Source organism: Salinispora mooreana (assembly GCF_000379065.1).
In the GTDB taxonomy this organism is placed as follows: domain Bacteria; phylum Actinomycetota; class Actinomycetes; order Mycobacteriales; family Micromonosporaceae; genus Micromonospora; species Micromonospora mooreana.
In genome coordinates, this window is record NZ_KB900614.1 from 4,049,278 (window position 1) to 4,074,375 (window position 25,098).

27 protein-coding genes are annotated in these 25,098 nt (G+C 69.9%); 6 read left to right on the forward strand and 21 right to left on the reverse strand.

Features of this window, described 5'->3' with window-relative positions:
- Nucleotides 1-65: 65 nt before the first annotated feature.
- On the forward strand, nucleotides 66-410 hold the full coding sequence (locus tag SALPAC6_RS0119285) for a metallopeptidase family protein (RefSeq protein WP_018254989.1): 345 nt from the start codon (nucleotides 66-68) through the stop codon (nucleotides 408-410).
- Nucleotides 411-437: 27 nt separating this feature from the next.
- Here the strand turns inward: SALPAC6_RS0119285 and pheA are convergent, their stop codons facing one another.
- The 5 genes from pheA to SALPAC6_RS0119310 all read right to left on the reverse strand — a co-directional run bounded on the left by pheA (nucleotide 438) and on the right by SALPAC6_RS0119310 (nucleotide 3,951).
- Complete coding sequence (gene pheA / locus SALPAC6_RS0119290) at nucleotides 438-1,394, reverse strand: prephenate dehydratase (RefSeq protein WP_018254990.1); 957 nt, start codon at nucleotides 1,392-1,394, stop codon at nucleotides 438-440.
- A gap of 9 nt (nucleotides 1,395-1,403) precedes the next feature.
- Entirely contained in the window at nucleotides 1,404-1,880 is a 477-nt protein-coding gene (locus SALPAC6_RS26300; protein WP_018254991.1) for a hypothetical protein, read from the reverse strand.
- Between the two features lie 244 nt (nucleotides 1,881-2,124).
- Nucleotides 2,125-2,508 (reverse strand): ACT domain-containing protein, encoded by a 384-nt coding sequence (locus tag SALPAC6_RS0119300; protein WP_018254992.1) that lies wholly within the window; start codon nucleotides 2,506-2,508, stop codon nucleotides 2,125-2,127.
- A 76-nt stretch (nucleotides 2,509-2,584) separates the two neighbouring features.
- On the reverse strand, nucleotides 2,585-3,043 hold the full coding sequence (locus SALPAC6_RS0119305) for a hypothetical protein (RefSeq protein ID WP_018254993.1): 459 nt from the start codon (nucleotides 3,041-3,043) through the stop codon (nucleotides 2,585-2,587).
- Between the two features lie 197 nt (nucleotides 3,044-3,240).
- The gene (locus SALPAC6_RS0119310; RefSeq protein WP_026189854.1) at nucleotides 3,241-3,951 is read right to left on the reverse strand and encodes a hypothetical protein; all 711 of its coding nucleotides are present in this window, start codon (nucleotides 3,949-3,951) and stop codon (nucleotides 3,241-3,243) included.
- Between the two features lie 208 nt (nucleotides 3,952-4,159).
- Here SALPAC6_RS0119310 and SALPAC6_RS0119315 point away from each other — a divergent pair, with 208 nt between their 5' ends.
- Nucleotides 4,160-5,368, forward strand: a complete 1,209-nt coding sequence (locus SALPAC6_RS0119315; RefSeq protein ID WP_050563508.1) for an arginine deiminase — start codon at nucleotides 4,160-4,162, stop codon at nucleotides 5,366-5,368.
- 1 nt (nucleotide 5,369) lies between these two features.
- Here SALPAC6_RS0119315 and SALPAC6_RS0119320 read toward each other — a convergent pair whose 3' ends face one another.
- From SALPAC6_RS0119320 to SALPAC6_RS0119375, 11 genes are all read right to left on the reverse strand, one after another.
- Nucleotides 5,370-6,302, reverse strand: coding sequence for a DUF5926 family protein (locus SALPAC6_RS0119320; RefSeq protein WP_050563460.1), 933 nt, complete (start codon nucleotides 6,300-6,302; stop codon nucleotides 5,370-5,372).
- Nucleotides 6,303-6,315: 13 nt separating this feature from the next.
- Nucleotides 6,316-6,759 (reverse strand): ATP-binding protein, encoded by a 444-nt coding sequence (locus SALPAC6_RS0119325; protein ID WP_018254997.1) that lies wholly within the window; start codon nucleotides 6,757-6,759, stop codon nucleotides 6,316-6,318.
- A 63-nt stretch (nucleotides 6,760-6,822) separates the two neighbouring features.
- Nucleotides 6,823-8,280: a sensor histidine kinase gene (locus SALPAC6_RS0119330; protein WP_018254998.1), complete on the reverse strand. Its 1,458-nt coding sequence runs from the start codon at nucleotides 8,278-8,280 to the stop codon at nucleotides 6,823-6,825.
- A gap of 53 nt (nucleotides 8,281-8,333) precedes the next feature.
- Nucleotides 8,334-9,125 (reverse strand): glycerophosphodiester phosphodiesterase, encoded by a 792-nt coding sequence (locus tag SALPAC6_RS0119335; protein ID WP_018254999.1) that lies wholly within the window; start codon nucleotides 9,123-9,125, stop codon nucleotides 8,334-8,336.
- Between the two features lie 9 nt (nucleotides 9,126-9,134).
- A complete protein-coding gene (locus SALPAC6_RS0119340; protein ID WP_018255000.1) occupies nucleotides 9,135-9,470 on the reverse strand; it encodes a rhodanese-like domain-containing protein in 336 nt (111 codons plus the stop codon).
- A gap of 48 nt (nucleotides 9,471-9,518) precedes the next feature.
- Nucleotides 9,519-10,595: an LCP family protein gene (locus SALPAC6_RS0119345; RefSeq protein ID WP_450097615.1), complete on the reverse strand. Its 1,077-nt coding sequence runs from the start codon at nucleotides 10,593-10,595 to the stop codon at nucleotides 9,519-9,521.
- Between the two features lie 67 nt (nucleotides 10,596-10,662).
- Nucleotides 10,663-11,907, reverse strand: a complete 1,245-nt coding sequence (locus SALPAC6_RS0119350) for an LCP family protein (RefSeq protein ID WP_080636089.1) — start codon at nucleotides 11,905-11,907, stop codon at nucleotides 10,663-10,665.
- Nucleotides 11,908-11,977: 70 nt separating this feature from the next.
- Entirely contained in the window at nucleotides 11,978-12,955 is a 978-nt protein-coding gene (locus tag SALPAC6_RS0119360; RefSeq protein ID WP_018255004.1) for an NAD-dependent epimerase/dehydratase family protein, read from the reverse strand.
- Nucleotides 12,956-13,034: 79 nt separating this feature from the next.
- Nucleotides 13,035-14,708 (reverse strand): solute symporter family protein, encoded by a 1,674-nt coding sequence (locus SALPAC6_RS0119365; protein ID WP_018255005.1) that lies wholly within the window; start codon nucleotides 14,706-14,708, stop codon nucleotides 13,035-13,037.
- Nucleotides 14,686-15,054 carry a DUF485 domain-containing protein gene (locus tag SALPAC6_RS0119370; RefSeq protein ID WP_018255006.1) on the reverse strand — a complete coding sequence of 123 codons (369 nt, stop codon included), beginning with the start codon at nucleotides 15,052-15,054 and terminating at the stop codon, nucleotides 14,686-14,688. The genes SALPAC6_RS0119365 and SALPAC6_RS0119370 overlap by 23 nt, the downstream gene beginning before the upstream one ends.
- A gap of 135 nt (nucleotides 15,055-15,189) precedes the next feature.
- Complete coding sequence (locus SALPAC6_RS0119375) at nucleotides 15,190-15,897, reverse strand: flavin reductase family protein (RefSeq protein WP_026189857.1); 708 nt, start codon at nucleotides 15,895-15,897, stop codon at nucleotides 15,190-15,192.
- A gap of 548 nt (nucleotides 15,898-16,445) precedes the next feature.
- Between SALPAC6_RS0119375 and SALPAC6_RS0119380 the strand changes: the two genes are divergently transcribed.
- Together SALPAC6_RS0119380 and SALPAC6_RS0119385 are read left to right on the forward strand one after the other, a co-directional pair.
- Nucleotides 16,446-17,234 (forward strand): helix-turn-helix domain-containing protein, encoded by a 789-nt coding sequence (locus SALPAC6_RS0119380; RefSeq protein WP_018255008.1) that lies wholly within the window; start codon nucleotides 16,446-16,448, stop codon nucleotides 17,232-17,234.
- Nucleotides 17,231-17,419, forward strand: coding sequence for a DUF397 domain-containing protein (locus tag SALPAC6_RS0119385; protein WP_026189858.1), 189 nt, complete (start codon nucleotides 17,231-17,233; stop codon nucleotides 17,417-17,419). The genes SALPAC6_RS0119380 and SALPAC6_RS0119385 overlap by 4 nt, the downstream gene beginning before the upstream one ends.
- Nucleotides 17,420-17,523: 104 nt before the next feature.
- On the opposite strand, the gene SALPAC6_RS0119390 is transcribed toward SALPAC6_RS0119385, so the two are convergent.
- The 4 genes from SALPAC6_RS0119390 to SALPAC6_RS0119405 all read right to left on the reverse strand — a co-directional run bounded on the left by SALPAC6_RS0119390 (nucleotide 17,524) and on the right by SALPAC6_RS0119405 (nucleotide 21,876).
- Nucleotides 17,524-18,780: a hypothetical protein gene (locus tag SALPAC6_RS0119390; RefSeq protein ID WP_018255010.1), complete on the reverse strand. Its 1,257-nt coding sequence runs from the start codon at nucleotides 18,778-18,780 to the stop codon at nucleotides 17,524-17,526.
- The gene (locus SALPAC6_RS0119395) at nucleotides 18,773-19,345 is read right to left on the reverse strand and encodes a sigma-70 family RNA polymerase sigma factor (RefSeq protein ID WP_026189859.1); all 573 of its coding nucleotides are present in this window, start codon (nucleotides 19,343-19,345) and stop codon (nucleotides 18,773-18,775) included. The genes SALPAC6_RS0119390 and SALPAC6_RS0119395 overlap by 8 nt, the downstream gene beginning before the upstream one ends.
- Before the next feature lie 96 nt (nucleotides 19,346-19,441).
- Nucleotides 19,442-21,127, reverse strand: coding sequence for a hypothetical protein (locus tag SALPAC6_RS0119400; RefSeq protein WP_018255012.1), 1,686 nt, complete (start codon nucleotides 21,125-21,127; stop codon nucleotides 19,442-19,444).
- A complete protein-coding gene (locus SALPAC6_RS0119405) occupies nucleotides 21,112-21,876 on the reverse strand; it encodes an ABC transporter ATP-binding protein (protein WP_018255013.1) in 765 nt (254 codons plus the stop codon). Before SALPAC6_RS0119405 ends, SALPAC6_RS0119400 begins: the two co-directional genes overlap by 16 nt.
- A 124-nt stretch (nucleotides 21,877-22,000) precedes the next feature.
- On the opposite strand from SALPAC6_RS0119405, the gene SALPAC6_RS28125 reads away from it, so the two are divergent.
- Nucleotides 22,001-22,501 carry a SigE family RNA polymerase sigma factor gene (locus tag SALPAC6_RS28125; protein ID WP_080636091.1) on the forward strand — a complete coding sequence of 167 codons (501 nt, stop codon included), beginning with the start codon at nucleotides 22,001-22,003 and terminating at the stop codon, nucleotides 22,499-22,501.
- Entirely contained in the window at nucleotides 22,494-23,345 is an 852-nt protein-coding gene (locus tag SALPAC6_RS0119415) for a hypothetical protein (protein ID WP_026189860.1), read from the forward strand. The genes SALPAC6_RS28125 and SALPAC6_RS0119415 overlap by 8 nt, the downstream gene beginning before the upstream one ends.
- 116 nt (nucleotides 23,346-23,461) lie before the next feature.
- Here the strand turns inward: SALPAC6_RS0119415 and SALPAC6_RS0119420 are convergent, their stop codons facing one another.
- On the reverse strand, nucleotides 23,462-25,096 hold the full coding sequence (locus tag SALPAC6_RS0119420) for a sodium/solute symporter (RefSeq protein WP_018255016.1): 1,635 nt from the start codon (nucleotides 25,094-25,096) through the stop codon (nucleotides 23,462-23,464).
- Nucleotides 25,097-25,098 lie beyond the last annotated feature (2 nt).

Sequence of the window (25,098 nt, forward strand, 5' to 3'; positions counted from 1 at the left end):
GCTGGGCGGGGAGGGGCGGGGCTCCCCGGAAGAACCTCGGGTACCGGCAGAATGGGGCAGTGGGCATGGAGATGAACCGGGAGCGGTTCGAGGAGTTGGTCGGGGACGCGCTCGACGAGGTGCCCGAGGAGTTGCTTCGCCTGATGAGCAACGTGGTCATCCTGGTCGAGGACGTTCCACCCCCCGGCGAGGAGCTACTCGGCCTGTACGAGGGGCACGCCCTGACCGACCGCGGCTGGGACTACTCGGGCGTGCTGCCCGACCGCATCCTGATCTACCGCAACCCGATCCTGCGTATCTGCGACACCGAGGAGGAGGTGGTGGAGGAGGTGGCGATCACGGTCGTGCACGAGATCGCCCACCACTTCGGTATCGACGACGAGCGCCTGCACGAGTTGGGCTGGGGCTGAACCCGTCGGGTCGCCCGGCGGCCGGTTTTAGCTGAGATTCCCGCTACGCAGCCGGGCCAGCCAGGCGGCGGCGTCAACATAGTCCGCGTCACGGGTCCCCGATGGGGCTGGGGCCGGCCGTTCACCCTCGCCACCGGCCCAGCGATGCCGGGGGTACGACCCGAGGAAGCTCACCTGGGCGCAGACCCGACGTAGTCCCTGTAGTGCCTCACCGAGCCGGGTATCGGCCAGGTGACCGGTGCAGTCCAGGAAGAACACGTACCGGCCGAGTGCCTCGCCGGTTGGTCGGGACTCGATCCGGGTCAGGTTGACTCCGCGCACGGCCAGCTCCATCAGCACGGAGAGCAACGCCCCCACCCGGTCGTGGGCGATGTAGACCGCCAGCGACGTCACGTCGTCCCCGGTGGGTGGCGGGGGTGGCCCCGGCCGGGAGAAGAGCGCGAATCGGGTCACCGCGTCTGGATGATCGGCGATCTTGTCAGCCAGTACCGCGAGCCGGTGTCGGGCCGCGCCGATCGGAGCGCAGATCGCCGCGTCGAAATCGCCAGCCGCGGCCCCGACCGCCGCCGCGCCGTTGGAGAGCACGTCAACCACCGTCGCGTCGGGCAGGTGAGCGTGCAGCCATGCCCGGCACTGAGTCGACGCCTGGGGATGGGCGGCCACACTACGCACCGCACCGAGGTGTCTGCCGGTCCGGGCGGCGAGCACGAACTCCACCGGCAGGATCACCTCTCGCGTGATCACCAGTGGCTCGCCCTCGGCCAGCTCGTCCAGCGTCACCCCGACCGCGCCACCGATGGAGTTCTCCAGCGGCACCAGCGCCGCGTCCGCGGCACCGGCGCGTACGCTCTCCAGCGCCTCACCGATGCTGCGGGCGGGCGTCCGGTTGGCCCGTTCGGCCGCGGGGATGGTCCGCAGCGCCTGCTCGGCGAAGGTGCCCTCGGGCCCGAGGTAGACAAAGCGGGTCGGTGGTGTTCCCGGCATGGCGACAGCCTACGTACTGGAGCCGGCTCCGCAGGCCAGGGTCCGGATGCCGGTTGGGGAGGTGACGCGTACCTCCGCTGTGCAGACATCCGTGCCGGCGGTGACCAGGCGTGGTGCGGTGCCAGAACCACGGCTTACGACCTGGAGTGGTTCGTAGCCGGTGACGGCGAGGAGGGTGTAGTGCCAGTCGTCGGCGCAGAGCGGCCCGGTCACCACCCGTACCTGGGCGTCGGCGGGGAGCAGGTCCTGGCCGCGTACCAGGGCGGTCACCTGCTGGCTGGACGGGCCGGCGGGGCATCGGACGGCGACCGGCGTGCTGCTGGCCGTCGGGGTCGGTGCCCCGGTTGGCGGCGCCGCGGCGGTGGTGGTGGGCGCGGTGTCGGTCGGGGTGGGCGATGCGGATCGGGCTGACCGGCTCGGCTGGGCGTCTCGTAGCTCGGGCGGGGTGCCGCAGCCTGACGTGAGCAGCGCCGCCAGGAGCGCCACGAGCCCGACCGCGGTCGTGGCCGGGGTCTTCGCCCGGCCACGTCCGGCCGGCGATCCAGTCCGGGACCGGTGGGTGGGCGGAGCGGGAGTAGCGGGGTGGGATGGGCCGGACGACACGGACGATCCTCACATCGACGTGAATGAGCGCAGGCGGATGGGAGGCCCATCGTAGGAGGGTCCGCTGGTCTCGTGAAGCCTCGGCGGTGTCTTGTCTCGACCGGGGCCACCGCGACACCGGCGCTGGTCAGGTACGGACCCGGTGCCCAGCGTGGTCGAGCGCCGTGACGGCCTGATCGAGGCGGACCGCCGGGACCAGCAGGTAGTCGGTGTCGTGGGTGGAGAAGGCCACCACGGAGACGCGGGCCTCGGCCAGCGGGTCGATGAGAGCGGCCAGGCCGGTGGAGAGCGCGAGGTCAGAGGGGCCCACCATGCGTAGGCAACGCCAGACGGTCTCGGTCTGTGCCGGTGCGCGTGCCGCGGGACAGATCACGGAGACACCGTCGGTGGTCCAGCTCACCGTGACCACGTCACCGTCGCTCAGCCCGCCCGACAGGCCGGGCGGCAGGGCAGAGCCGGCTGCCAGGCGGCAGACAGCGTAATCACCCGGCAGCAGAGCGATATCCAGCATGAGGGGCACCTTACGGCCTCGGACGGTTCCTACCCAGCACACGGCGTGCGGCGCGCGCCACATGCCGTGTGCGGGGTCAGACCTCGGAGAAGAATGTGAGTGAGCCGACGACCGCACCGGCGCGGTGAACCGGGGTGGAGATGGCGTCAACGGTGGCGTCCGGTGCGCGCGCCGACACCCCTTTGATCCGGAGCAGCCCGCGGGCCAGGCGACCGGAGGTGATGGCGAGGAGCGGCGGGATCTTGTCGAGCTCCGGCTCGGTCAGCTCGCCCCGGTTGGCGGTGAAGTCGAGTAGCCGCAGGCTCCCGTCGAGTAGGGGTTGCCCGATCATGTCCCGGCAGCCGCCGAGAAAGAGTAGCTGGGAACCGGCGGCGGAGACGGCGACCACGCGAGTGTCGGCAGCGATGAGCACACAGGGCTCGGCTGCCCGGGAGACGGCTACTGACCAGGAGGTAAGGTTGTCGTACTCCTGCTCTGCCGGTGTCCCTACCGCCGGCACGCGGACTTCTGAGAGCGAGAGCTCGACGTGGGCCACCGCACCTCCTCTGTGAACCTGGACGGTCTGTCCACGCTAGCGTGACCCAACGCATCTCCGCTGACCGTGGCGATCTGGGCCGTACCTACCTGGTGGGAAGGCGGCGGAGGTCAGGCCGGCGGCGGCACGGCTGACGAGCGTCGATCGCATCCGGGCCGCGCTACGCCCCCCGACGGTACCGCCGGCGCACCGGCTTGTCAGCTTCCGTCGCCATGCCACCGGTAGTCGGCCGCCGGGCGATAGCCGCCGTTGCGCCAGGTGCCAGGGTGCTGCGCGACCCGGGACAGCTTGGCCGCGGTTTCCGGGCTGATTCGGTTTCCGGCAGCGACGAGGAGCCGGTCCAGTTCCCGATGAGTGGCCATCAGACAGTCCTTCGGAAGGCCGTACACACTGATGACGCCGGAGCCGACGAAGGTCAGCACCGGCGTCACCGGGATTGGTAGCCCGACCGCACCGCTGAGGGCCTTGCTCGCCCGCTTGGCGTCCTTACGCGCCTCCGCCACGTAGGCCGGACGCTTGCCGTTGATCTGCACGACCTCACCGGCCACCAGTACCCGGGCCCGGCCGTGGTCAACGATGGTGACGGCATAGAGCCCGCTCGGGCCGATCGCGAGGAAGCCGGCGCGTTCGCTGTCGGCGTCGTCACGGAGGAGGTTGATCGAGTCGGTGCGCGGCCATTCGATCACGTGCCAGGCCGGACCGAGTTGGTCGAGGCGGCCCAGGGCCCGTGCTCCGGCTGCTTCCAGCCGCCGTGCTCCTCGCTCGGCCCGTCGGCGACGGGCCCATTCGAGGGGGGAGGAGCGGGGTGGGGCGAGAGCGCCCGGGTTGTCCACCCGGGGATGCGGTACCGCCATGGGCGGCATCGCCTGGGCGGAGGGTGCGGCTCGGCGAGCAGGGTAGACAGTCATCGCGACCTCCGGCAAAAGGTCCCTCGAAGTTATGTCCCCGCTACCCTACGTCGCTACTCCCCCGAGTGGGCAAGTTGGAGCGCCGGAGTGAGTACGGATGAATGCCGCTTTCATCCATCGCTGTTTTGGCGGATATCGAGAACTCAGGCTCTAGGCTGCGAAGGTGAGCCACTACGTGGACAGTGAGGTTGGTCGCCTCAGTACGGTCATGCTGCACCGCCCCGGGCCCGAGCTGGCCCGGCTCACCCCCCGGAACAGTGGCTCGCTGCTCTTCGACGCCATCCCCTGGGTCAGCCGCGCGCAGGAGGAGCACGACGCGTTCGCCGCCGCGTTGCGCGAGCGTGGGGTGGAGGTGCTCCACCTGGCAGAGCTGCTCACCGAGACCCTCGCCGGCGACGAGGCTCGGGCCGAGCTGACCGAGCAGGTGCTGCGCTCGCCGCGGCTCGGCGACCAGCTACGCGCCCGGGTCGCCGACCACCTCGCCTACCTCGACCCGGCCACGTTGGCCGGTGTCCTGATCGCCGGCCTGGCCCACGAGGAACTGCGGATCAGCCGGGAGCGCCCCGGCGGCCTGGTCTACCGGCTGATGGATCGGCACGACTTCGTCATCGACCCGCTGCCAAACCTGCTCTTCACCCGCGACTCCTCGGTCTGGATCGGTGGTCGGGTCGCCGTCACCAGCCTGGCCATGCGTGCCCGCCGGCGGGAGAGCACGCTGACCGACGCCATCTACCGCCACCATCCACGTTTCGCCGGCACCGACTTCGTGTACCACCCGGGGATGGAGCATCTGGAGGGCGGGGACGTGCTGCTGCTCGCCCCCGGCGTGCTGGCGGTCGGAGTCGGCGAGCGGACCACGCCGGCGGGTGCCGAGCGTCTCGCCCGCCAGGTCTTCGCCGCGGACCTGGCCCACACCATCCTGGTCGTGCCGATCGCCCAGGAACGGGCCACCATGCATCTCGACACCGTCTGCACGATGGTGGACGTTGACGCGGTGTTGATGTACCCGAATCTGGCCAGCACGCTCGTCGCGTACACGGTGACCGCTGGGACGGACGGCGATGATCCGAGGGTGGAAGGGCCGGCGCCGTTCCTGCGGGCCGCCGCGGACGCGATGAACCTGGACCGGCTGCGGGTGATCGACACCGGCCTGGACCCGGTGACCGCTGAGCGGGAACAGTGGGACGACGGCAACAACACCCTAGCCCTGGCACCCCGCCTCTGCGTCGGCTACGAGCGGAACACGGAGACCAACGCGCAGCTCGAGCGAGCCGGCATCGAGGTCGTCCCGATCGCCGGCTCAGAGCTGGGCTCCGGGCGGGGAGGCCCCCGGTGCATGTCCTGCCCGCTGCTCCGCGCCCCCCTCGGCCGGGAGACTGATCCGGTCGAGGCGGGCGCGCCCGGGCCACCGCACTGACTCAGCGGAGGGCGAGCTGGCGGCCGAGGAGCCCGTTCCGCGCGCGCCGGGTCGCCGCGTCCAGGGGGGCGGCGGCCGCCAAAGCCGCGGCGTAGCGTTCGGCGAACTCCGCCACCGGTTGCTCCCAGTGGCCAGCCGGAGTCTCCTCAGGCAGATCCCAGACCGGCACGAGGCGACCGTGCACGCGGAACATCCCGGCGAACTTCGTCTCCTCGCCCAGGGTCAACGTGCCGGCCACGCTGAGCCGGGCCAGCGCGTCCAGCGCGGCGTCCTCGTCGTCGGGGAGCACCCACCGGACGTGTGCCTTCTCCGGGACCTGGCACCAGTAGGCGGCACGGGCCGCGGTGAGTCGCACGGTCGGGTAGATCGCGGCGTTGGCCCGCTCCAGCGACGCCTGCACGGTCGGATTGTCGGCCGAGTCCGGGGCGAGCCAGAACTGGAAGCTCTCGTGCAGGGTGATCTCCAGTGGAGCATCAACCAGCACGTCCGGCAGTCGGGGCCCCGGGCCGGGCAGCGGCGGCACCCTGACCTGACGGCCGGGCTCGGTACGCAGCGCGCAGAGCAACGCCTCGGCCAGGTCCCGGGAGACGTCGCCGGACTGCTGATGCCGCTGGAGGCCGAGCAGGACCCGGCCGGTTGGCTGCACCATCGCCGGCGCCGCCACCGGCAGGACGCTGGCCAGCAGGACCTCCCGCTCGCCGAACTCGGTCACCAGGTCGGGGGCGAGGCGCAGTGGTGCGGTGGCGGCCGGCACGAGCTCGCGTAGGGCGATCCACTCCGGCTCGTCGGTCAGGCCCTCGAAGGGGCGGGGCACGAAGACATCCCGCACCTTCTCCCGTTTCCCGGTGGTGTCCCCGGCCCGTTGGCTCTTTCGACGCTTGCTCACGGTCGGACAGCCTAGAGGGCCGTGTGGGCCGGTGGGGGTCGGGCCCATCCGGCCCCGCCGGTCAGGCGATCACCAGATCCGGTTCGTCGAAAGCGTCGGTGCCGACCGGATCGGCCTGCCGGCCGGCCGGCTCGAACTCAGCCCAGACGCTCTGCCCGAGGCCATCCCGGTCAACGCCCCAGCGGCTGGACAACGCGGCGACGATGTGCAGGCCACGGCCATCCGGTGCGTCGGGCTCGACTGGCCGGACCCGTGGTCCGACGGGGGCTCCACCGTCCGTCACCTGCAACCGGATCCGGGGGCCGGCCGGGGTGGGGCGCAACCGCCAACCCACCTGGATCACCCCGCCGGGCAGTGGGTCGGCGTGTCGTACGGCGTTGCCCACCAGCTCCGCGAGGACCGCCACGAGATCCGCGAGCAGCGCTGGGGGCACGGCCGTCACCAGCTCGTCGGCGAGCCAGTGCCGCGCCTGCCTGGCTCCCGCCCCGTCGTGGGGGACCACCACGCACCACGTCCGTTCGGGACTCTCCGTCAACACCGTCGCCCCTTCACCCCCGCCACCCCTTGATCACCCGTGGGGCAGCCGTACCTCTGCGACCGTACCGCCACCGGCCTTCGGCCGGAGGGAAACCTGTCCATTTTGTTGTTCCACGATTCGGCGGACGAGGAAGAGGCCGAGCCCGGCTCCGGGAGAGCGACGGCGGTCGCCGGAATCGCCCTGCCAGTACTGGTCGAATGCACGCTCCACGTGCTCTGGCCGGATGCCGCTGCCCTGGTCGGTGACGCGGATGGAGACGGTCTGTCCGTCGGTACCGGCGGTGACCGTGATCGGGCTGGCGGGGGGCGAGTACTTGCCGGCGTTCGTGCACAGTTCGGTGAGGACCGTCGCCAGGCTGGCCCGGTGACCGAGTGCCCAGGGCAGGCCGACCGGCGCGGTGAGGGTGATTCGGCGCCGCAGCTCGGCGGGGAGTTCGGTCACCGCCGCCCGCAGGGCGTCGCCCAGGTCGTACGGAACGGGCGGCGTTCCACCGGAGCCTGCCTCGGCGGTGGAGGAGAGGAGCCGGTCCACGAGGCGGGCCAGATCGTTGGCGCGCTGCCCGATCTTCTGGGCGGCCAGCTGCCGGTCGGCGTCGCTCAGCGCCTCCCAGTGATCGGTGAGAGTGTCCGCGTACCCCTTGATGACGGTCACCGGTGTGCGCAGCTCGTGGCTGGTCACCGCGACGAAGAGGTCGTGGTCGGTGTGGCTCTGCTGCTGGTCGGTGATGTCGTGGAAGGTGACCACGCGGAGCGTTCCCGGCCCCGGCAGCTCTCCCGAGGTGACTCGCAGCCAGCGACCGTCCGGCAACCGGTGGTCGAGCGCCTGCCCCGGTGGGGGGAGGGGGAACGGCATGGGCCGGCTGAGTACGTCGGTGACCGCGTGGCCGGTGAGCTGGGCGGCGGCGGGATTCCAGAGTCGGACGCGGGCCTCGCGGTCCACCACGGCCAGGCCGTCGGCGAGTGCCGCCACGATCGGCCCGTCACCGTGCACCGGCAGGCCGCGCAGGTCGCCGTAGAGGTGGGCGATGCAGGAGGCGACGTAGGCGATGACGCACTGGTGGTCCGGGGACGGCTGGTCCTCGGTGGCGGGGTAGAGGACGTGCAGGCTGCCCACGGTGTGCCCGCCGATCTCGGCGCGGGACATCAGCATCTGGGACCGCGCCGGGCCGGTGAGTTTCGTCCCGAGCCGGCCGGTGAGGTGGTCGGTGTCGAGCTGGCGGAGCCGGGGTCCGGAGAGCAGACAGATGGCGTCCGGATCGTCTGCCGGCAGGGGATGGTCGAGGGCCCACTCGACGGTGCCGGTGGCGGCGATCACCTGCCCGCCGGTGGGGGCGAACTCGATGAAGGCCATCCCGGTGGCCCCCAGCGCCTGCTGGACCACCCGGAGGAGCTGGTTGAGTGCCGGCACGCCGGCCTCACCAGAGTTGATCATTTCGATCACCGCGGTGTGGCCGTAGATCAGAGCAGAGAAGTCCGTGCGTCTCGGCATGCTCCGAGTGTGCCCGCCGACCGGATCGGGGGACAGCCCCGTTGGTTCCACGCTCAGCCGTGGAGCCGGGTGAGCGTGGGGGTCGGCCGATCGGTGATGATGCCGTCCACCCCGGTGGCCAGCACGAGCTCCAGATCACTGGGGTCGTTGACGGTCCAGACGTACACCCGGTTGCCGGCTGCCCGCAGCGCGGGGACCAGGGTGGGGCGGGAGCGCACCAGCGCAAGGCCGGGCCCGGCGATCTGGATGCCGAACGGCAACCGGTTCAGCCGAAACCCGCGCGGCAACTTATCCAACAGCAGCACGGTGGGCAGCGCGGGGGCCAGCGCACGGAGCCGCCGTACCGCCAGCAGCGAGAACGACATGACGGTGACCTGGAGTGGGTGGTCGGGCCTCGGCACGGTCAGCCCGTGCCGGTCGAGCAGCGTGACCAGCCGGTGCTCGACGTGTCGCCCGTACCGGGACGGGTGTTTGGTCTCGATCAGCAGCCGGACCGGTCGGCCGGCGGCACGGACCGCTTCCAGGAGCCGGTCCAGGGTGAGTAGCCGCAGGTACGACTCGTCCAGTCCGTCGTCGCCGTCGGCCAGTGCGGGCCCTGGATGCCAGGACCCGAAGTCGAGCCGTTCCAATTCGGCGAGCGTCCGAGTGCTGACCGGGCCGTGCCCGTTGCTGGTCCGGTCCAGGCGACGGTCGTGCACGCAGACGAGGTGCCCGTCGCGGGTCAACCGAACATCGCACTCCACCCCGTCGGCGCCCTCGTCGAGGGCGCGCAGGTACGCGGCCAGCGTGTGTTCCGGTAGGTCGTACGACGAGCCGCGGTGGGCGAAGATCAGAGGGCGGCCCATGGTGTGCGGCTACAGGACCCGGCCTGGCTGTCCGTCGCCGCCGACCACCGGCCTTCCGGTGGCGGCCCATTCGCCCATCCCGCCTTCGACGTTGCGTACCTGCTCCCAGCCGTTGCGTAGGAGATAGGTGACGACCTGTGCGGAGCGCCCGCCCGATCGGCAGATGACGGCCACCTTCCGGTTGTCGGGCACTTCGGCCAGCCGGGTGGGTAGTTGGGTCATCGGCAGGTGGTGGGCACCGGGTGCGTGACCGGCGAGCCACTCGTCGTCCTCCCGGACATCGAGCAGGTACGAGTCATCGTTGATCTCGGCTACGGTCACGGTGGGTACGCGGGGTCCGAACACGGCTTCCAGCTTAGGGGCCGCGCGCTTCGGGTGGGTGTTGCCGGTCGGTCAGAGCTGGGTGACCCATCGCGGGTTGGCCTGGGCCCACTGCGGCACCCGCTGGTTCTGGACGGCGGTGAAGAGCCCGCCGCCGCCTTCTTGGAGGATGACGTAGGAGATCTGGTCGATGGTCTGCGGGTAGGACGGCAGCCGGATCCCGCGAAGGGCGTCCGCCGGTAGGTTCCGCAGCGCGAGAACCAGGTCCGCCAGGGGTACGCCGTTGGTGTCCACGGTCAGCGAGTTGCCGACCGCTCGGAGCGCCTGGTCCAGGCGGATCGGGTTGTTTCGGATCGAGGTCTCGGAGGCGCGTTGCAGTATCGCCCGGAGTAGCTGTTGCTGGTGGGTCTGCCGGTCGTAGTCGCCGTTGGGCAGGTCGTAACGCTGGCGGACGAAGTCCAGCGCGGTGCCGCCGTCCATCTCCTGGCAGCCGGGGGTGAAGACCCGGTCGGTGTGGATCGAGCGGAACTCGCTGTCGACGCACATGCGTACGCCGCCCAGGTGGTCGATGACATCGCGGAAGCCGGAGAAGTCGACTTGGGCGGCGCCGTCGAAGCGGATGCCGGTGAGCTGAGTCAGAGTGGCGGAGAGTAGTTGGGTGCCGGACTTTCCGCCACCACCGTGTTGGTACGCGGCGTTAATCTTGTCTTCGCCGCCACTGAAGCCGGGGGCGGCGGGGATGGTGACCCGCAGGTCCCGGGGGATGGACATCAGGAACGCCTCACGCCCGCCGGCCGGCACGTGCACGATGAGGATGGTGTCCGATCTTCGGTCGGCGGTGGTGCTGCTGCTGCGCCAACGGTCGGTGCCGATGAGCAGGTAGTTCAGTGGACCGTCCAGGTCAGTCTGGCCTTGCCGGGCACCCGGGTCGAGCAGTTCTTCCCGGGTCACTGTCTGCTCGTACCGCTGGCCGAGCCGGTAGAGGCCGACTGCGGCGAGGCCGGTCAGGATCACCAGCGTGAGGCCGACGCCGAGTAGGAGACGGGCCCAACGTGGCCGTCCGCGCCGGACGCCCGCGTCGGCCCGCTCCCGTCCGCCCTTCGACCTGGACGTGGTTCCTCCCCGCCACCGTCTGTGAGTGATCCTCACGTCAGGCTACGGTCCGTCGTGCCGCCGGCGGGTCCGTTCGCCGGATCCCGACCTGGTCGGCGTGGGATCAGCCGCCGGCGTCGCTCTCGTTCGCCGCGACCCAGTCGGCCATGTTGTCCGCGGCGATGGCCTGGTACATCGCGAGCGCCTGCTCCCGGTCGGAGACCACGACCGATTCGCCGTTGATGGTCTGACTGCCGTTGTGCGGGCTGGTCACGAAGATCAGGTTCTCCCCACGCAGGTCGCGGAACTGCAAGGCCATGTCGATGAGGGAGAAGCCCTCGTCGACGGTGACCGCGGCGGTCACGGCCTTGAGGAAGTCGTTCATCTTGATCGGGTTGGTGAGCGTTCCGGTGCTGGCCGCCTTGTTCATCAGCGCGCGGAGGAACTCCTGCTGGTGCCGCATCCGGTCGAAGTCACCCCGGGGGAACTGCTTGCGCTGCCGAATCCAGTCCAGCGCCTCGGCGCCGTCCATGTGGTTGACGCCCTCGGTGAAGGTCCGGTAGGGCTTGTGGATCGAGGTGATCGTCTTCTCCACCGTGAGATCAACACCGCCGAGCGCGTCCGTGACCTCTTCGAACCCGCCGAAGTCGATCGCCATGACATGGTCGAGGCGGACATCGGTGAAACACTCCACGGTGCGGACCGCCAAGGGGAGGCCGCCGAAGGCGAAAGCAGCGTTGATCTTCCTGCGCTGCCCCGAGCCGCAGTCGGCGCTCGCGCTCTCCGGGATCGGCACGTACAGGTCACGGGGGATCGACACCAGGTATGCCTCCTGGTGGTTGCTGGGAATGTGCATCACGATGATCGTGTCGGCGCGCCACTCGCCGCGCTGGTCCATCGGCGCGTCCGGATCCCGGGAGTCCGTGCCGACGAGGAGGATGTTCAGCGCGCCATCAACCGTCTTGACCGGTCGGTCCTGGGCTTCCCCCGGCGGGAACGGATTGGTCCGGGCGAGGTCATTGTCGAGACCACGGGCGTAGACCCAGGCTCCGGTGGCGGCGAGCAGCGCGAACACCAGTACGGCTACTCCGGCCACCAGCGCGATCCGGCCCCAACGAGGGCGTGGGCCACGCCGCTCCGGTCGGCCGGGATCGGGACGACCACCCGGCCCGCCCGGACCGCCGGGCCCGCCCGGACCACCCGGACCACCGGGGCCGAGGGGCCCGCCGCCGGTCGGACCGATCGGCGCGGGGTTCCAGCCTGTCGGCGCTGGTCGAGCACGTCCGGCGGTGGGGCCGGCCACCCGCGCCCGCCCGGAGCTGCGGCTCAGGTGCGGGAGCGAGTACGCGGCGGTGGTGGTCGCTGACATGCGAGTCAGGGTACGTCGGGAAGCTGTCAGCCGGTGGCACCCCGATTCGGCGACGAGTCGAGGTGGGCGGCTACCCGAGCCGGTCGCGGAAGTACGCGATCGTGCGGCGCAGGCCCTCCTCGGGCGTAACTTCGGGCTTGAAGTCGAGGAGTTCCCGGGCGCGGGTGAGATCCGGTCGACGCATTTTCGGATCATCCGCGGCGCGGGTGACATAGGTCACCTCGGAGCTGCTTCCACAGAGCGACACGATCGACTCTGCCAGTCGACGCATACTCATCTCGTGCTCGGTCCCGCAGTTGACCGGCCCGGTCTCGGTCGAATCCAGCAGCAACAGGATGCCCCGCACCAGATCATCGACGTAGCAGATGGAGCGCGTCTGATCCCCGGTGCCGTGGACGGTGATCGGCTCACCGCGTAGGGACTGGGCGATGAACGTCGGGATCGCCCGGCCGTCGTCTGGCCGCATCCGTGGGCCGTAGGTGTTAAAGATTCGGACAATGGCGACATCCGCCCCCCGGCTCCGGTGGTACGCCATCGTCGCCGCCTCGGCGAACCGCTTCGACTCGTCGTAGACGCTCCGGATGCCGATCGGGTTGACGTTGCCCCAGTACGTCTCCCGCTGGGGGTGCTCCAACGGATCCCCGTACGCCTCGGAGGTAGAGGCCAGCAGGAACCGGGCACCGTCGGCGACCGCCCGGTCCAGCAGGTGCAGGGTGGCGACCGAGCCGACCCGGAGGATCTCCACCGGCAGCTTCTCGAAGTCGGTGGGGCTGGCCGGCGACGCCATGTGCAGGATCGCGTCGAACCGTTCGGCGAGGGCGGGGTGGTGCTCGGGAAGCCCATCGGAGATATCCGCCTCGACGAGCGTGAAGGTTGACGTCTCCGCCAGGTGGGCGACGTTCTCCTTGGAGCCGGTTACGAAGTTGTCCACCGCCACGACCGTGCAGCCACGGGCGAGGAGGGCGTCAACCAGGTGGGAGGGGACGAAACCTGCCCCACCGGTGACGAGGATGCGGTGACCGGGGCCGAAGCGTTGCACAACCTTCATGGCGGCCACCCTACCGAGCGGTCGGCACGGGCCCGGCGCGGAAGGGCGGGGCGTCGTCGCCCCGCCCCGCCCGCGACGGTCAGTGCGCGCCGGCGCCGGTGAGGGAGCGAACCTCCAACTCGGCGTAGCGCTGATCGTCGCGCTCCTTGGAGATCACCGTCCCGAACCAGCCGCAGAGGAAGCCGAACGGGATGGAGAGCAGGCCCGGGTTGGACAGGGGGAACCACTGCCAGTCGTGGCCGGGGAACATCGCGGTCGGCGAACCGGAGACGACCGGGGAGAAGAAGACCAGGAAGACCGCGGCGAAGAGGCCGCCGTAGATGGCCCAGACCGCACCGTTGGTGTTGAATCGCCGCCAGAAGAGGCTGTAGAGGAGCGCCGGCAGGTTACCCGACGCGGCCACCGCGAAGGCGAGGGCGACCAGGAAGGCGACGTTCAGGTTCTGCGCGAAGATGGAGAGGACGATCGAGATCGCGCCGATCACCAGGGCGGAGATCCGCGCCACGGCCACCTCCTGCCGCTCGGAAGCGGTGCCGTTCTTGACCACGTTGGCGTAGAAGTCGTGCGCCAGGCTGGACGAGGAGGCCAGGGTCAGGCCGGCGACGACCGCCAGGATCGTCGCGAAGGCGACCGCCGCGATGACCGCCAGCAGGGTCGCCCCGCCCAGTTCTCCACCGAGGAAGTCCACCCCCAACGCCTCGGCTAGCTGCGGCGCGGCGGTGTTCCCGGCCCGGTCCTGCGCGGTGATCGCCTCGCTTCCCACCAGCGCCGCCGCCCCGAATCCGAGGGCGAGCGTGAGCAGGTAGAAGGTGCCGATGATGCCGATCGCCCAGAGGACGCTCTTCCGGGCGGCCTTCGCCGTCGGCACGGTGTAGAAGCGGATGAGGATGTGTGGCAGACCGGCCGTGCCGAGCACCAGCGCGACGCCGAGGGAGAACAGATCCAGCTTGCTGTAGAAGGTTTGCAGGGCGTCGCCGGGGGTCTCGACGCCGTACCGCAGCCCCGGCTTGAGGAGTGCGGCGCCCTTGCCGGAGGCGTCCGCCGCGTCACCGAGCAGGCCGGAGAGGTTGAACTTGTACTTCGCCAACACCAGCAGGGTCATCACGACGGCGCCGCCCATCAGCAGGAACGCCTTGACGATCTGCACATAGGTGGTGCCCTTCATGCCACCCACCGTCACGTAGGTGACCATCAGCGCACCGACCATGATGATCGTGGCGATCTTGGCGGCGTCCGCGTCCAGGCCGAGGAAGGTCGTACCCGGCTTGATGCCGAGCAGCAGCGCGACCAGCGCCCCCGCGCCGACCATCTGGGCGAGCAGATAGAAGATCGAGACCGTGATGGTGGAGGCCGCGGCGGCCGTCCGCACCGGACGCTGCCGCATCCGGAAGGCGAGCACGTCGGCCATCGTGTAGCGGCCGGAGTTGCGCAGCAGCTCGGCGACGAGCAGCAGCGCCACCAGCCAGGCGACCAGGAACCCGATCGAGTAGAGGAAGCCGTCGTAGCCGTAGAGGGCGATCAGGCCGGCGATGCCGAGGAACGACGCCGCCGACATGTAGTCGCCGCCGATCGCCAGGCCGTTCTGGAAGCCGGAGAAGGAGCGACCACCCGCGTAGAAGTCGGTGGCGGTCTTGGTCTGCCGGCTGGCCCACACCGTGATCGCCAGCGTCACCGCCACGAAGAGGAGAAAGAGCGTGAGGGTCAGGTTCCGGGCGGTGCTGTCACCCGCCTCAACCGCGAGGACCGTGGTCATGGGTCACCTCCCCCATCTCCGCGCGGATCCGGTCCGCCACCGGGTCGATCCGGCGGGCGGCGTACCGGGAGTAGAGCCAGGCGATCAGGAAGGTGGAGGCGAACTGGAGTAGACCGAAGACCAACGCCACGTTGATGTTGCCGACGATCGTCGTGCCCATGAGGTCCCGCGCGTACGCGGACAGGATCACGTAGAGCGCGTACCAGAGGAAGAACGCGACGGTCATCGGGAAGACGAAGCCGCGCAACGCGCGCCGCAACCCCGCGAACTCGGCCGACCGTTGCACGGCCAGATAGCGCTCCGCCGCCGACTCGGCCGGGGCGGACGCGGGTGTGTCCGTGGACATCCGTGGCTCACCACCTTCACAGGTATCCGGGGGTTTCGCGCACGATAGGGAATTCGCTACCGACCCGGAAGGCGGCGATCGTCGCCGGCCGTCGGCTGCGCCGAGCGGCACCGTGGCTGCGCCGAGTGACCTGGCTCACTCCGGTGACCGGCGAACACCTCCGGTGATCTCGCGGTATCGGCCCCGGTAGTGCAGCAGCGGCTCCGACTCCTCGACCAGCTCGACGGCGACGATCGTGGCCTCCACCAGCAGCGCCCAGCCGTACTCCCGAGCGGTGTCGAGGCGACACCCGGTCCAGCCGCCCGCGTCCGACGGCACCGGGCCGTACTCGGTGTCGGTCCAGTCGCCGGTGGCGAAGAGGCCGCCGGGCGACGGGAAGAGCCCGGCGAACCGGTCGGCGAGCCGCCGGTGTGCCGGGCCCAGTGGCGCCACCGCGAAGCGACCAGCCGCCTCGGCCGCCGCCCACAGCTCCGACTCCGGGTCGATCAACCCGAGCAGCCGGTCCGGCTCACCCTCCGCCACCAGCGTCGACGACACCGTCAGCCCGGCCGGTCCGGGCGCCGTCCAGAGCGTTACCGGCGTCGCCAGCCGACCGCGCAGCCGGCGTACGGGGGACCGCTGGCCGGTGGGAACGGCGAACGGGTCGGTGTGGTGGATGTCAGCGCCCGGCTCATGATTCACGTGGAACATTCTGCCGTCCCCGGCCCGCGTCCAGCCGATGAAGCGTTCCCGCAGCCCACCCGACAGCTCATTCCGGTGGAGCGGCGCGAGCTGCGCCGCCGCCTCCGTCAGCAACGTTCCCAGGTAGATGAGGAGCGCCGGCCGATCGTGTCGGTACTCCACCAACAACGCGAGCCGCGCCGGTTGACACGGCCAGGGGGCGCCACACGCCCGGCATCGCCAGAGTGGGCGCATCGGCACGTGCGGCACCAGTCGGCTCGCTGCTGGGCGGCCCGCTGGTGGTCGCGCTTTGCTCACCAGCGGCCACCGTTGGCCCGCCAGGTCTGCGCCGGGGTCAGCCAGCCAGCTCGGCCCGGTCGGGGTGACGCCACCGTCGGCGCGCTGGCCCAGGCTGGTGGCTGTTGCGGCGGGGCCGGCGCCCGCCCCACCGCCGTCGTGCCCCGCGTGCGGGATGCCGCCGGCCGGCTCTTGCGCCGGTACCACCGCAAGGCGCTATTTCGTCGGAACAGTCTGAGCATTGCTGCCTCCTCCAGCTAGCGGGCCGCCCCGACCGGGAGTGGCCGGGACGACCCGACACAGGACCGACCACCGGGTCATCGCCTCCACCAGCCGGACCGCGCAGCTTCCACCCTGGACTCGGTGGCCGGGGCAGGGGAGGATGCCAGTGCTTACTACAGAACGCGGTCACGTACTTACCTGGTAGGTGAGCGATGAAGTTCGAGATGTGGATCCGGGCGCTGAAGGCTGCCCGCGCCGCTGCCAACGTTTCTCAAGAGGGGCTGGCGGCAATGATCAAGTGGAGCCCGTCCCTGATTGCCGCCATCGAGACTGGCCGACGTCGTCCGACCATGGAGTTGGCCGTCGCCGCAGATGACGTCCTGGACACGGGTGGTCTCCTCGCCGAGCTACTCAAGGAGGCCGACCAGGAGCGAGGCCCCTCCTGGTTCGTGGCGTGGCGGGGCTACGAGCAGCAGTCGACCCGGTTGCGCGCCTTTGAACCGTGTCTGGTGCCGGGCTTGCTCCAGACCGAGGAGTACGCCCGCGCGGTAATCTCGGCTGGCGGGCTACAGCAAGCTACCGCGGTTGACGAGCTGGTCGCTATCCGGATGGAGCGCCAGCGACTGCTGTACCGGGATCCCCCGTTGGCGCAGGTGGTCTTCCTGATGGACGAGATGGCAATTCGTCGACCGGTCGGTGGTCAGGCTGTGCTTGATGTGCAGCTTGACCGGCTGCTGGAGGTGGCCGAGCTGCCACAACTCCGGCTGCATGTGGTGCCACTCAGCATCGGCGAACACGTCGGCCTATCCGGGGGCTTCGTGTTGGTCGAGCTGACCGACGGCGAACAAGCGATCTATCTGGAAAATGCTGCCCGGGGGCACGTGGTCAACGACCCTGAGACGGTCCGTTTCATCAACCGCAAGTGGGATAGCGTGCTGGGCGAGGCGTTGTCCACAAGCACTTCGCTAGACATGATTCGAAAGCTGAAGGTGACGTCATGACTACTCTTCAACCGCACTGGCGCACATCGACCCACTCGGGGGATACCGGGGGCAACTGTGTCGAGGTGGCGGACAACCTGGCCGGGGTGGTGTTGGTGCGGGACAGCAAGGACCAGCTCGGCCCCGCGCTGACGTTCGGTCCCGAGTCGTGGCGTACGTTCATCGCCGCTACTCGCCGGCACTGACCGGCGGCGCGCCCAGGCGACTGCCTTCGGTATGGCGACGGCCGGAGAACGGCGAAGCCGCCCAGTGACCGACGCGCCGATCACTGGGCGGCTTCGTGTGCTGGTCAGGGGGCCAGCAGGAGGTTCCCGTTCGCTGAGTTGTCGTCCTCGGCGCCGTCGGGCTCAGGGTAGGGCCAGCCTTCGCCGTCTCCGGTCTCTGTTCCGGTGAAACCCCAGACGATTTTGGCCGTCCACTGCCCGGGCTGTGCGCCATCGAATATCGACTGCGGCGCGGACAGCGAAAAGTCGACAACGGAGTCGGCGCCCGCCGCCAGTGCCGGCAGCCAGCATCGATAGCGCGTACCGTAGGAAGATTTCGAAGTCTCGCACTTCGTGGGTAGCGAGGTGACGGTGACCTCTGTCGGCAGAACCACCGTCAGATAGGGGTCGGTGGCCCGCTGCGGACCCTGGTTGCTGACGGTCAGACTCAGCGTGCCGGACGCCGTGTCCGCCCCATCTGGTACGAGCTGAACGTCATCCCCGCTGATGGAGAGGTCGGTGACTCGCGGGTTCGGCGGGAAGGCGCTCGGCCCGCCCGACTGGACGAAGCCCTTGCCCGACCAGGAGTAGGTCCGCCACTGCGACTGCGCGAACCCATCCACAACTCCTTCGCCGGCCGCGTCCATGACCTGCACCTCGACGGCGGTGCCCGTCGCGCGGATCCCCCTGATCCAGGCGATGTCGCCGGTATGCCCGGTCACCAGACCGATCGTCTCGATGCTGTCGGAGGTGTCCCGGTCAAAGGCGAGGACCCGCGATTCGCCCATCTCAATTCCACTGCAGTTGATCAGCGCGACGGTCTCCTTCGCTCCGTCCCGATCGAGGTCAGTGTGGACGACATCGGAGATGGTGATCCGGAGTTCCGAGCTGGGCGCGAGTTGGGCGGTGCCGTCGGAGAACGTCACCCGTCCTGCTGGGCAGTGTTCCTTCAGGTACTCGGGCCAGGCGGGGAGCTCCAGCGTGGCGTTGCCGAGCTCCGCTTTTCCGATCAGGCCGTCCGGTGGCGGCGTGCTGGGGGTGGCCGACGGGGTTGGGGAGGTGGACGGGGTGGGGGAGTTGGATGGCGCCGGAGTTGTCAGGGTCGGCGTTGGCGTGTTCGCCGGTAGTGCGGGTGGGTTTTGGTCGGTCCAGGTTGATGCGATTGCTGGGGTCGCGGCGAGTACTGCCACGGCAAGGACACCGGCGGCGACCAGCCGGGTGGTACGGCGGCGGCGGGCGACGTGTTGTGCGGCGGCGGCACCGACTGGGGCCGCCAGTGGTCCGCCGGAGGTGTATGCGGTGAAAAGTTCGTCGAAGTTTGGGGTGTTGTCGTTCTCAGGCATTGGTTTCCTCCGTCCCCGAGTCGGAGAGTGCGGTGGCTAGTGCGGCGCGGCCTCGGTGTAGCCAGGACTTGACGGTGCCGGTAGCGGCTCCTTCCTGGTCAGCGATCTCGGTGATGCTGAGGTCGGCCACGTGGAAGAGGACGATCGCCCGTCGCTGCTTTTCGGGCAGCGTGGCGAGTGCACGGGCCAGCGCTACCCGGTCTGGGCTCGGTCCTTCGGTGACGTCGTCACGGCGGAACCGGGCATGGGCACGGGCGGCGCGGAGCCGACGCCAGCGGCTGCGGGCGACATTCATGGCGACGGTGCGGATCCAGGCTGCCGGTCGGTCGTAGTGGACCAACTTGTTCCAGCGGGGCCAGGCCCGGCTGAATGCCTCCTGGACCGCGTCGCGGGCCTGGTCGATGTCGGCTGTGTAGGCGTAGAGCTGGAGCATCAACGGTTGGAAAGCGGCGGCGTAGAATTCCTCGAAGCTGTCACCCACGTTGTCCACGCCACCCACGCCCTCCGCGACCGTGGGTGGCGGTTCCTCCCGGGTATCCCCCGGGCCGTGCGTTCTTACCATCACGTTGGTGCCTCCCCTGCTGGCTGACCGCTGATCGCGCGGCTCTACTCAGCAGACTCCATGCCCCTGTAGATGGTTGCGGTAAAACGGGCCGACTTTTCACCGGCGGGGGGTGATGGTCGCCAGCAGTTCGGGCTGACGGCGGTCCAGCACATCGCCGGCCAGGTAGGCGCCGAGCAGCGCCGCCCCCAGCCCGTACGCCGCGCCGACCGGCAGGGCCAGCCAGAGCCAGACGTCGCCGAGCAGCGCGGCGGCCACCACCATCGGGATCACCACGACCGCCGAGGCGAGCATGGACAGAATGGCCAGAAAGCTGCGGGCCACCCCGGCGCCGCTGTTCAGCGCGAACGGGTTGCTCGTCTCCGGTAGGGAGTACGCCCCGAGCACCGACAGCAGTGTGTTGACCGCGAGCCCGGCGCCGAAGGTGGCGAGCAGGCTCCCCGCCGTCAGGCCGATCCACCCCGGCTGCCCCAGCACCAGGAGGGCGAGCACCCCGGAGATGACCAGAACCAGCGGCAGCAGGTAGAGCGAGAACGCCGCCATGCGTGCCCGCAGCTCCACCGCGCCCGGCACCCCCACAACCACGTGCGCCGAGTACGCGCTGCCGTCGAAGCCGAACTGGTTGGCCAGGGTTGTGGCGGCGAGCACCCCGACGAAGACCATGGAGAGAGTGACCAGAACCGGGGACGAGGTATCACCGCCGCCGGCGGTGAGGCCGGTGCTGCCGAGGTTGAGCATGACCGGGACGAAGAGGCCGATCACGGCCAGCGTGATCAAGTTTGCCCGTCGGCGGGCATCCCGCCACCAGTAGCGTGCCTCCCGCGCCACCAACGCGCCGAAGCTGCCCCGGGGGAGCCAGCCCAGCAGCCGGGGGAAGAGCTGCGTGACAGCGGTGCCGGTCGCCGTGGACCGGGTTGACCCCCGGCCGCTGCTCGCGGTGCCGACCATCGCCGACTCCAACGAGCGAGACCACCAGGCCAGCAGCGCCACCACGGTCACTGCCGTGATCAGCAGCTTCACCGGTGCGGCCCAGACCCGCCCCTGCGCGACCTCGATGCCGATCGTCCACGGCGCGCCGAACGGTGTCCAGCCGACCACGGCCGCCACCGTGGCGAGCCGGTCCCAGTCCGCGTCCTGTAGCGCGGCAGTGGCGGCGAGCTGCACCGGCGCGATCAGGGCGGCAGCCCCGGCCAGCAGGACCGCGGCTAGGTCGCGGACCCGACGAGAACGCAGCATCGTGGCGAAGGCGCTGGTGACAGCGCGGGCCGCGGCGACGCAGAGCAGCAGGCCAGCCAGCACTCCGACCGCCTGCGTGAGGGCGGCCGACCATCCGCCGAAGACGCCCGCGGTAAAGATCAGACCGGTGGAGGCCAGCAGCACGGCGACCGCCGGAACGCTGACCAGCGCCGCCGCGAAGAGACCGGTGACCAGGGTTCGACGGGGCAGCGGAAGCAGCGCGAAGCGGGCCGGGTCCAGCGTCTCGTCAACCCCGAAGAAGATCAGCGGCAGCAGGAGCCACCCCAGCACCACCAGCCCACCACCGAAGGCCGCCAGCAGCGTCGCGTACCGGTTGTTGTCGGCGAGGCCCGGGGCAGCGAAGAGGAAGAAGCCGAAGGCAGCGCACCAGAGCCCAACGAACGCACCGAGCGCGAAGAGGCCGACCCGCCAGCCCTGGCCCCGGAAGTTGTTGCCCATCACCCGCAGCTTGAGCCGGACGAAGTGCCGGGCCGAGACCCGCCGACCCGCCCCCACGTCGGCTACCGCGTCGGTCACTGCGACAGCCACGCCAGCTCCTCACCGGTCGCGGTGCGCCCGCCGACGACCGTCACGAAGACCTGCTCCAGCGTCTGCTCTCCGCGGACCTTGTCCAAGGTGCCGACCCGCTTGATGGTGCCGTCGGCGAGGATTGCCACATGGGAGCAGAGCCGCTCCACGACCTCCATCACATGACTGGAGAAGACGACCGTGCCGCCGCCGGTGACGTATCGCCCGAGGATGTCTCGGATCAGCGCCGCCGACACCGGGTCGACCGCTTCGAAGGGCTCGTCCAGCACGAGCAGCCGGGGCCCGTGTAGCAGCGCGCAGGCCAGGCCGATTTTCTTCTTCATCCCGGCCGAGTAGTCCACCACCAGGGTCCGCCCGGCGTCGGCGAGCGCGAGCACGTCCAGCAACTCCGCCGCGCGCTGGTTGACCACCGCCGGGTCCATGCCCCGCAGCAGGCCGTGGTACGCGAGCAGCTCGGCGCCACTGAGCCGGTCAAAGAGGCGTACGCCGTCGGGCATGACGCCGAGGAGTTGCTTCGCCTGTACCGGGTCGGCCCAGACGTTGTGGCCGAGCACCCAGGCGTCGCCGGCATCTGGCCGGAGCAGCCCGACGGCCATCGACAGCGTGGTCGTCTTGCCGGCCCCGTTGGGTCCGAGGAGCCCGTAGAACGAGCCGGCCGGCACGGTCAGGTCAACACCGGCCACAGCCGTCTTCGCGTCGAAGCGCTTCACCAGACCGCGCAGCGCAAGGGCGGGGTGCTCTGCTGTCATGCGTAAACCGTAGTCGGCCAGGACCAGCCGGTCTTATTCACTGTGATGGCGGTCGCAGATTTCTTTGGCAACCGTCGTGGTTCTTGGCGGGTGATAGTGGCGAAGTCGAGAGGGGCGGAACGCAGTGGATGCGGAAGATGGTTTCGCGGAGTTCTACCGCAGTACGCGACATCGGGTTGTCACGGTGCTTTATGCGCTGGGCGGTGATCTGGGTGAGGCGCAGGATGCTGCGCAGGAGGCGTATGTGCGGGCTTGGCAGCGTTGGTCGAAGATCAGCACGTACGACGATCCGGAGGCGTGGGTGCGGACTGTTGGGCACCGGCGGTTGGTGAATCGTTGGCGCAAGATTCGTAATGGTATTTCGGCGTATCGCCGGCATGGTGTCGGTGTGGCCACTGGGCCTCCGTCGGAGAACACCGTGGCGCTGGTCGCAGCGTTGCGGCAGTTGCCAAGTGAGCAGCGGGAGGCGGTTGTCTTACACCATCTGGTAGATCTGTCTGTTGCTGAGATTGCTGATCAGACGGGTGCGCCGACGGGCACTGTCAAGGCTCGTCTTGCCCGTGGGCGCAAAGCCCTTGCTGTTCTTCTTGACACCTCGTTTCCGGAGGAGGTCAATCATGCCTGAGTCGTTTTTTGCCGAGTTGTATCACGATACTGAAGCTCTGAACTGGGTTCCGGTTGACCAGGTGCGTGCGCGTGCCCGGCGGCGGACCCGGCAGACCCGTCTTGTCGCTGGTGTGGCGAGCGTGGTCGCTGTCGCCGTGGTTGCTACCGGTGCGGTGGCCCTGGCTGAGGGCCGGGAGCCCACACCGCCGGCACCACCCGCAACGAACAGCCCCTCACCCAGCCTTTCGCCCAGCCCCAGCAGTAGCCCGACGTCCTCCCCTTCGCCCTCGCCGAGCACGGTCCCGCCGAGCGAATCGCCGAAGACCACCGATCAACCGACCCTCGACCCGCCGTCACCGGATGTTCCGGCCACGGCCATGCTTCGTACCGAAGATCTCCCGACCGGCTTCCGGGCAGCGGGCGACGATCTGGACGGCGACTGGTCTTTTCATGCAGGGACCAGCTACACCTGCGAGGAAGACGGACAGAGCTGGCCAGGGGAGAAGGCGTTCCGGGGAGCTGTCTTCTACAAGGGGACCGAGAGCACGGTGATCGAGCGCGTGGAGCGGCATTCGGAAGAAGGCGCGAAGACCACGATGGGAAACGTTCGGCGGGAGGTGGCCAACTGTAAGCCCCTGAACCCGGACAGCAGCAAGGGGATGGAGGTCTTCGCCTCCGGCCTTGCGGGTGACGAGTCGTTGCTGGTTGGTCGGATCGGCGAGAAGGCGACGTCCCGTTGGCTCTTCGTGCGACAGGGCGAACTGGTGGCCCAGGTGTGGCTCAAGGGCGTTGATCCGGTCGAGGATCAGCGTATCGCGGAGCGCACAGCCGCACGGCTCTGCGCCGGTACCGGCGCCTGTTGAAATGATGCTTCCGGCTCGGGGCCTCTCCATAGCGGAGGGGCCCCGAGCCGGACGGCTCCGATCCCGGCTGAGATCAGGTGTGGTGGCGAACCCTTGCGGATGCGGTTTACGGCGCTCTACCGCAGGGCTTCGGGGGCGTGCAGGCGGAGCATCGTGGTGCCGACATCAGTCGGGACGCGGCGGCGGGTGGCCGTCGACACCGCCACCATGACGGTGAAGGCGAGCGGGACCGTCCAGGCGGCCGGTTGCGCGAGGAGTGCGGCCGGCCACCCGGTCAGCGGGGGTCCGAGCACGGTCACCAGTACCGCCCCGGCCGCGGCGCCCCCACCGACGAGCACCCCGACGGCGGCGCCCCGGGCGGTCAGCCCCCGCCACCAGATGCCCAGCACCAATAGCGGGCAGAAGCTCGACGCGGCCACCGCGAACGCCAGCCCCACCACCTGTGACACCTCCAGCCCGGAGACGTTGAGCGCGAACACCGTGGGCACGCTGCCGGCGAGCACGGTGGCGAGGCGGAACCCGCGTACCGAGCCACGGCCCAGCACATCCGTGGAGATCACTCCGGCGACGCTGGTGAGCAGGCCGGAGGAGGTGGAGAGGAACGCCGCGAACGCGCCGGCGGCGACCAGCGCGGCGAGAAGCCGACCGGTGGTCCCCGCACCCAGGGCCGCACCGGGCAGGAGCAGCACCACCGCGTCGGTCTCCCCAGTGAGCAGCAGGTGTGGGGTGTAGATCCGGCCGAGTGCCCCGTAGACGGTCGGCAGCAGGTAGAAGGCGCCGACCAGGGCCAGTACCACCAGGGTGCTGCGGCGGGCGGCGGCGCCGTCCGGGTTGGTGTAGAAGCGCGCCAGCACGTGCGGTAGGCCCATGGTGCCGAGGAAGGTGGCGATGATCAGCGAGTAGGTGGTGAACAGGCCCTGCTCGTCGGCTCCGGTGCTGGGCAGCAACCAGTCGGCCGGGTCGGTGGCGGCTCCGGCCACGTCGGGCACCGGTTGCCCGGCGGCGAAGGTCAGCTCGTCACCGGGGCGTACCTGCCGGAGCTGGCCGTCGGGGAGGGTGAGGGTGGCGGGATGGTCGACCACGACAGTGGTCGCGGTGCGGAAGGTCGGACCCTCCGGTGGGGTCACCGCCGGGCGGGCGTCGGCCTGCCACTGCAACACCAGGAAGATCGCCGGTACGGCGAGAGCGGTCAGCTTGAGCCAGTACTGGAACGCCTGGACGAAGGTGATCGCGCGCATGCCGCCGAGCGCCACGTTCGCGGTGACCACCGCCGCGACCAGGAGGGCTCCCAGCGGATAGGGCGAGCCGGTCAAGGTGGCCATGGTCAGCCCGGCACCTTGCAACTGGGGGACGAGGTAGAGCCAACCAATGAAGATCACGAAGGCGGTGGCGAGGGTGCGCAGCCGCCGGGAGCCCAGCCGGAGCTCACAGAAGTCGGGCAGGGTGAACGCCCCGGAGCGGCGCAGCGGTGCGGCGACGAAGAGCAGCAGCGCCAGGTAGCCGGCGGCGAAGCCGACCGGGTACCAGAGCACGTCCACGCCGTGCTTGAGGATCAGACCGGCGACGCCGAGGAAGCTCGCCGCTGACAGGTACTCCCCGCCGATTGCGGCGGCGTTCCAGGTCGGGCTGACCGCCCGGGACGCCACCAGGAAGTCCGAGGTGGTGCGGGCGAGGCGCAGGCCGTAGAAGCCGATGCCGATGGTGATCAGGGTGACCGCGACGATCGCCGGAGCGACGTAGCCGTTGCCCACAC

Bases quoted from the DNA above. Each gene is read 5' to 3' on its own strand.
- SALPAC6_RS0119350 (WP_080636089.1), bottom strand. From the start codon at position 11,907: ATGTCAGCGACCACCACCGCCGCGTACTCGCTCCCGCACCTGAGCCGC.
- SALPAC6_RS0119330 (WP_018254998.1), bottom strand. From the start codon at position 8,280: ATGCCGAGACGCACGGACTTCTCTGCTCTGATCTACGGCCACACCGCG.
- SALPAC6_RS0119300 (WP_018254992.1), bottom strand. From the start codon at position 2,508: ATGCTGGATATCGCTCTGCTGCCGGGTGATTACGCTGTCTGCCGCCTG.
- pheA (WP_018254990.1), bottom strand. From the start codon at position 1,394: ATGCCGGGAACACCACCGACCCGCTTTGTCTACCTCGGGCCCGAGGGC.
- SALPAC6_RS0119370 (WP_018255006.1), bottom strand. From the start codon at position 15,054: ATGTCCACGGACACACCCGCGTCCGCCCCGGCCGAGTCGGCGGCGGAG.
- SALPAC6_RS0119365 (WP_018255005.1), bottom strand. From the start codon at position 14,708: ATGACCACGGTCCTCGCGGTTGAGGCGGGTGACAGCACCGCCCGGAAC.
- SALPAC6_RS0119315 (WP_050563508.1), top strand. From the start codon at position 4,160: ATGCTGCACCGCCCCGGGCCCGAGCTGGCCCGGCTCACCCCCCGGAAC.
- SALPAC6_RS0119390 (WP_018255010.1), bottom strand. From the start codon at position 18,780: ATGCCTGAGAACGACAACACCCCAAACTTCGACGAACTTTTCACCGCA.
- SALPAC6_RS0119285 (WP_018254989.1), top strand. From the start codon at position 66: ATGGAGATGAACCGGGAGCGGTTCGAGGAGTTGGTCGGGGACGCGCTC.
- SALPAC6_RS0119310 (WP_026189854.1), bottom strand. From the start codon at position 3,951: ATGACTGTCTACCCTGCTCGCCGAGCCGCACCCTCCGCCCAGGCGATG.
- SALPAC6_RS0119405 (WP_018255013.1), bottom strand. From the start codon at position 21,876: ATGACAGCAGAGCACCCCGCCCTTGCGCTGCGCGGTCTGGTGAAGCGC.
- SALPAC6_RS0119360 (WP_018255004.1), bottom strand. From the start codon at position 12,955: ATGAAGGTTGTGCAACGCTTCGGCCCCGGTCACCGCATCCTCGTCACC.
- SALPAC6_RS0119380 (WP_018255008.1), top strand. From the start codon at position 16,446: ATGAAGTTCGAGATGTGGATCCGGGCGCTGAAGGCTGCCCGCGCCGCT.
- SALPAC6_RS0119415 (WP_026189860.1), top strand. From the start codon at position 22,494: ATGCCTGAGTCGTTTTTTGCCGAGTTGTATCACGATACTGAAGCTCTG.
- SALPAC6_RS0119335 (WP_018254999.1), bottom strand. From the start codon at position 9,125: ATGGGCCGCCCTCTGATCTTCGCCCACCGCGGCTCGTCGTACGACCTA.
- SALPAC6_RS0119320 (WP_050563460.1), bottom strand. From the start codon at position 6,302: ATGGGCCCGACCCCCACCGGCCCACACGGCCCTCTAGGCTGTCCGACC.
- SALPAC6_RS0119385 (WP_026189858.1), top strand. From the start codon at position 17,231: ATGACTACTCTTCAACCGCACTGGCGCACATCGACCCACTCGGGGGAT.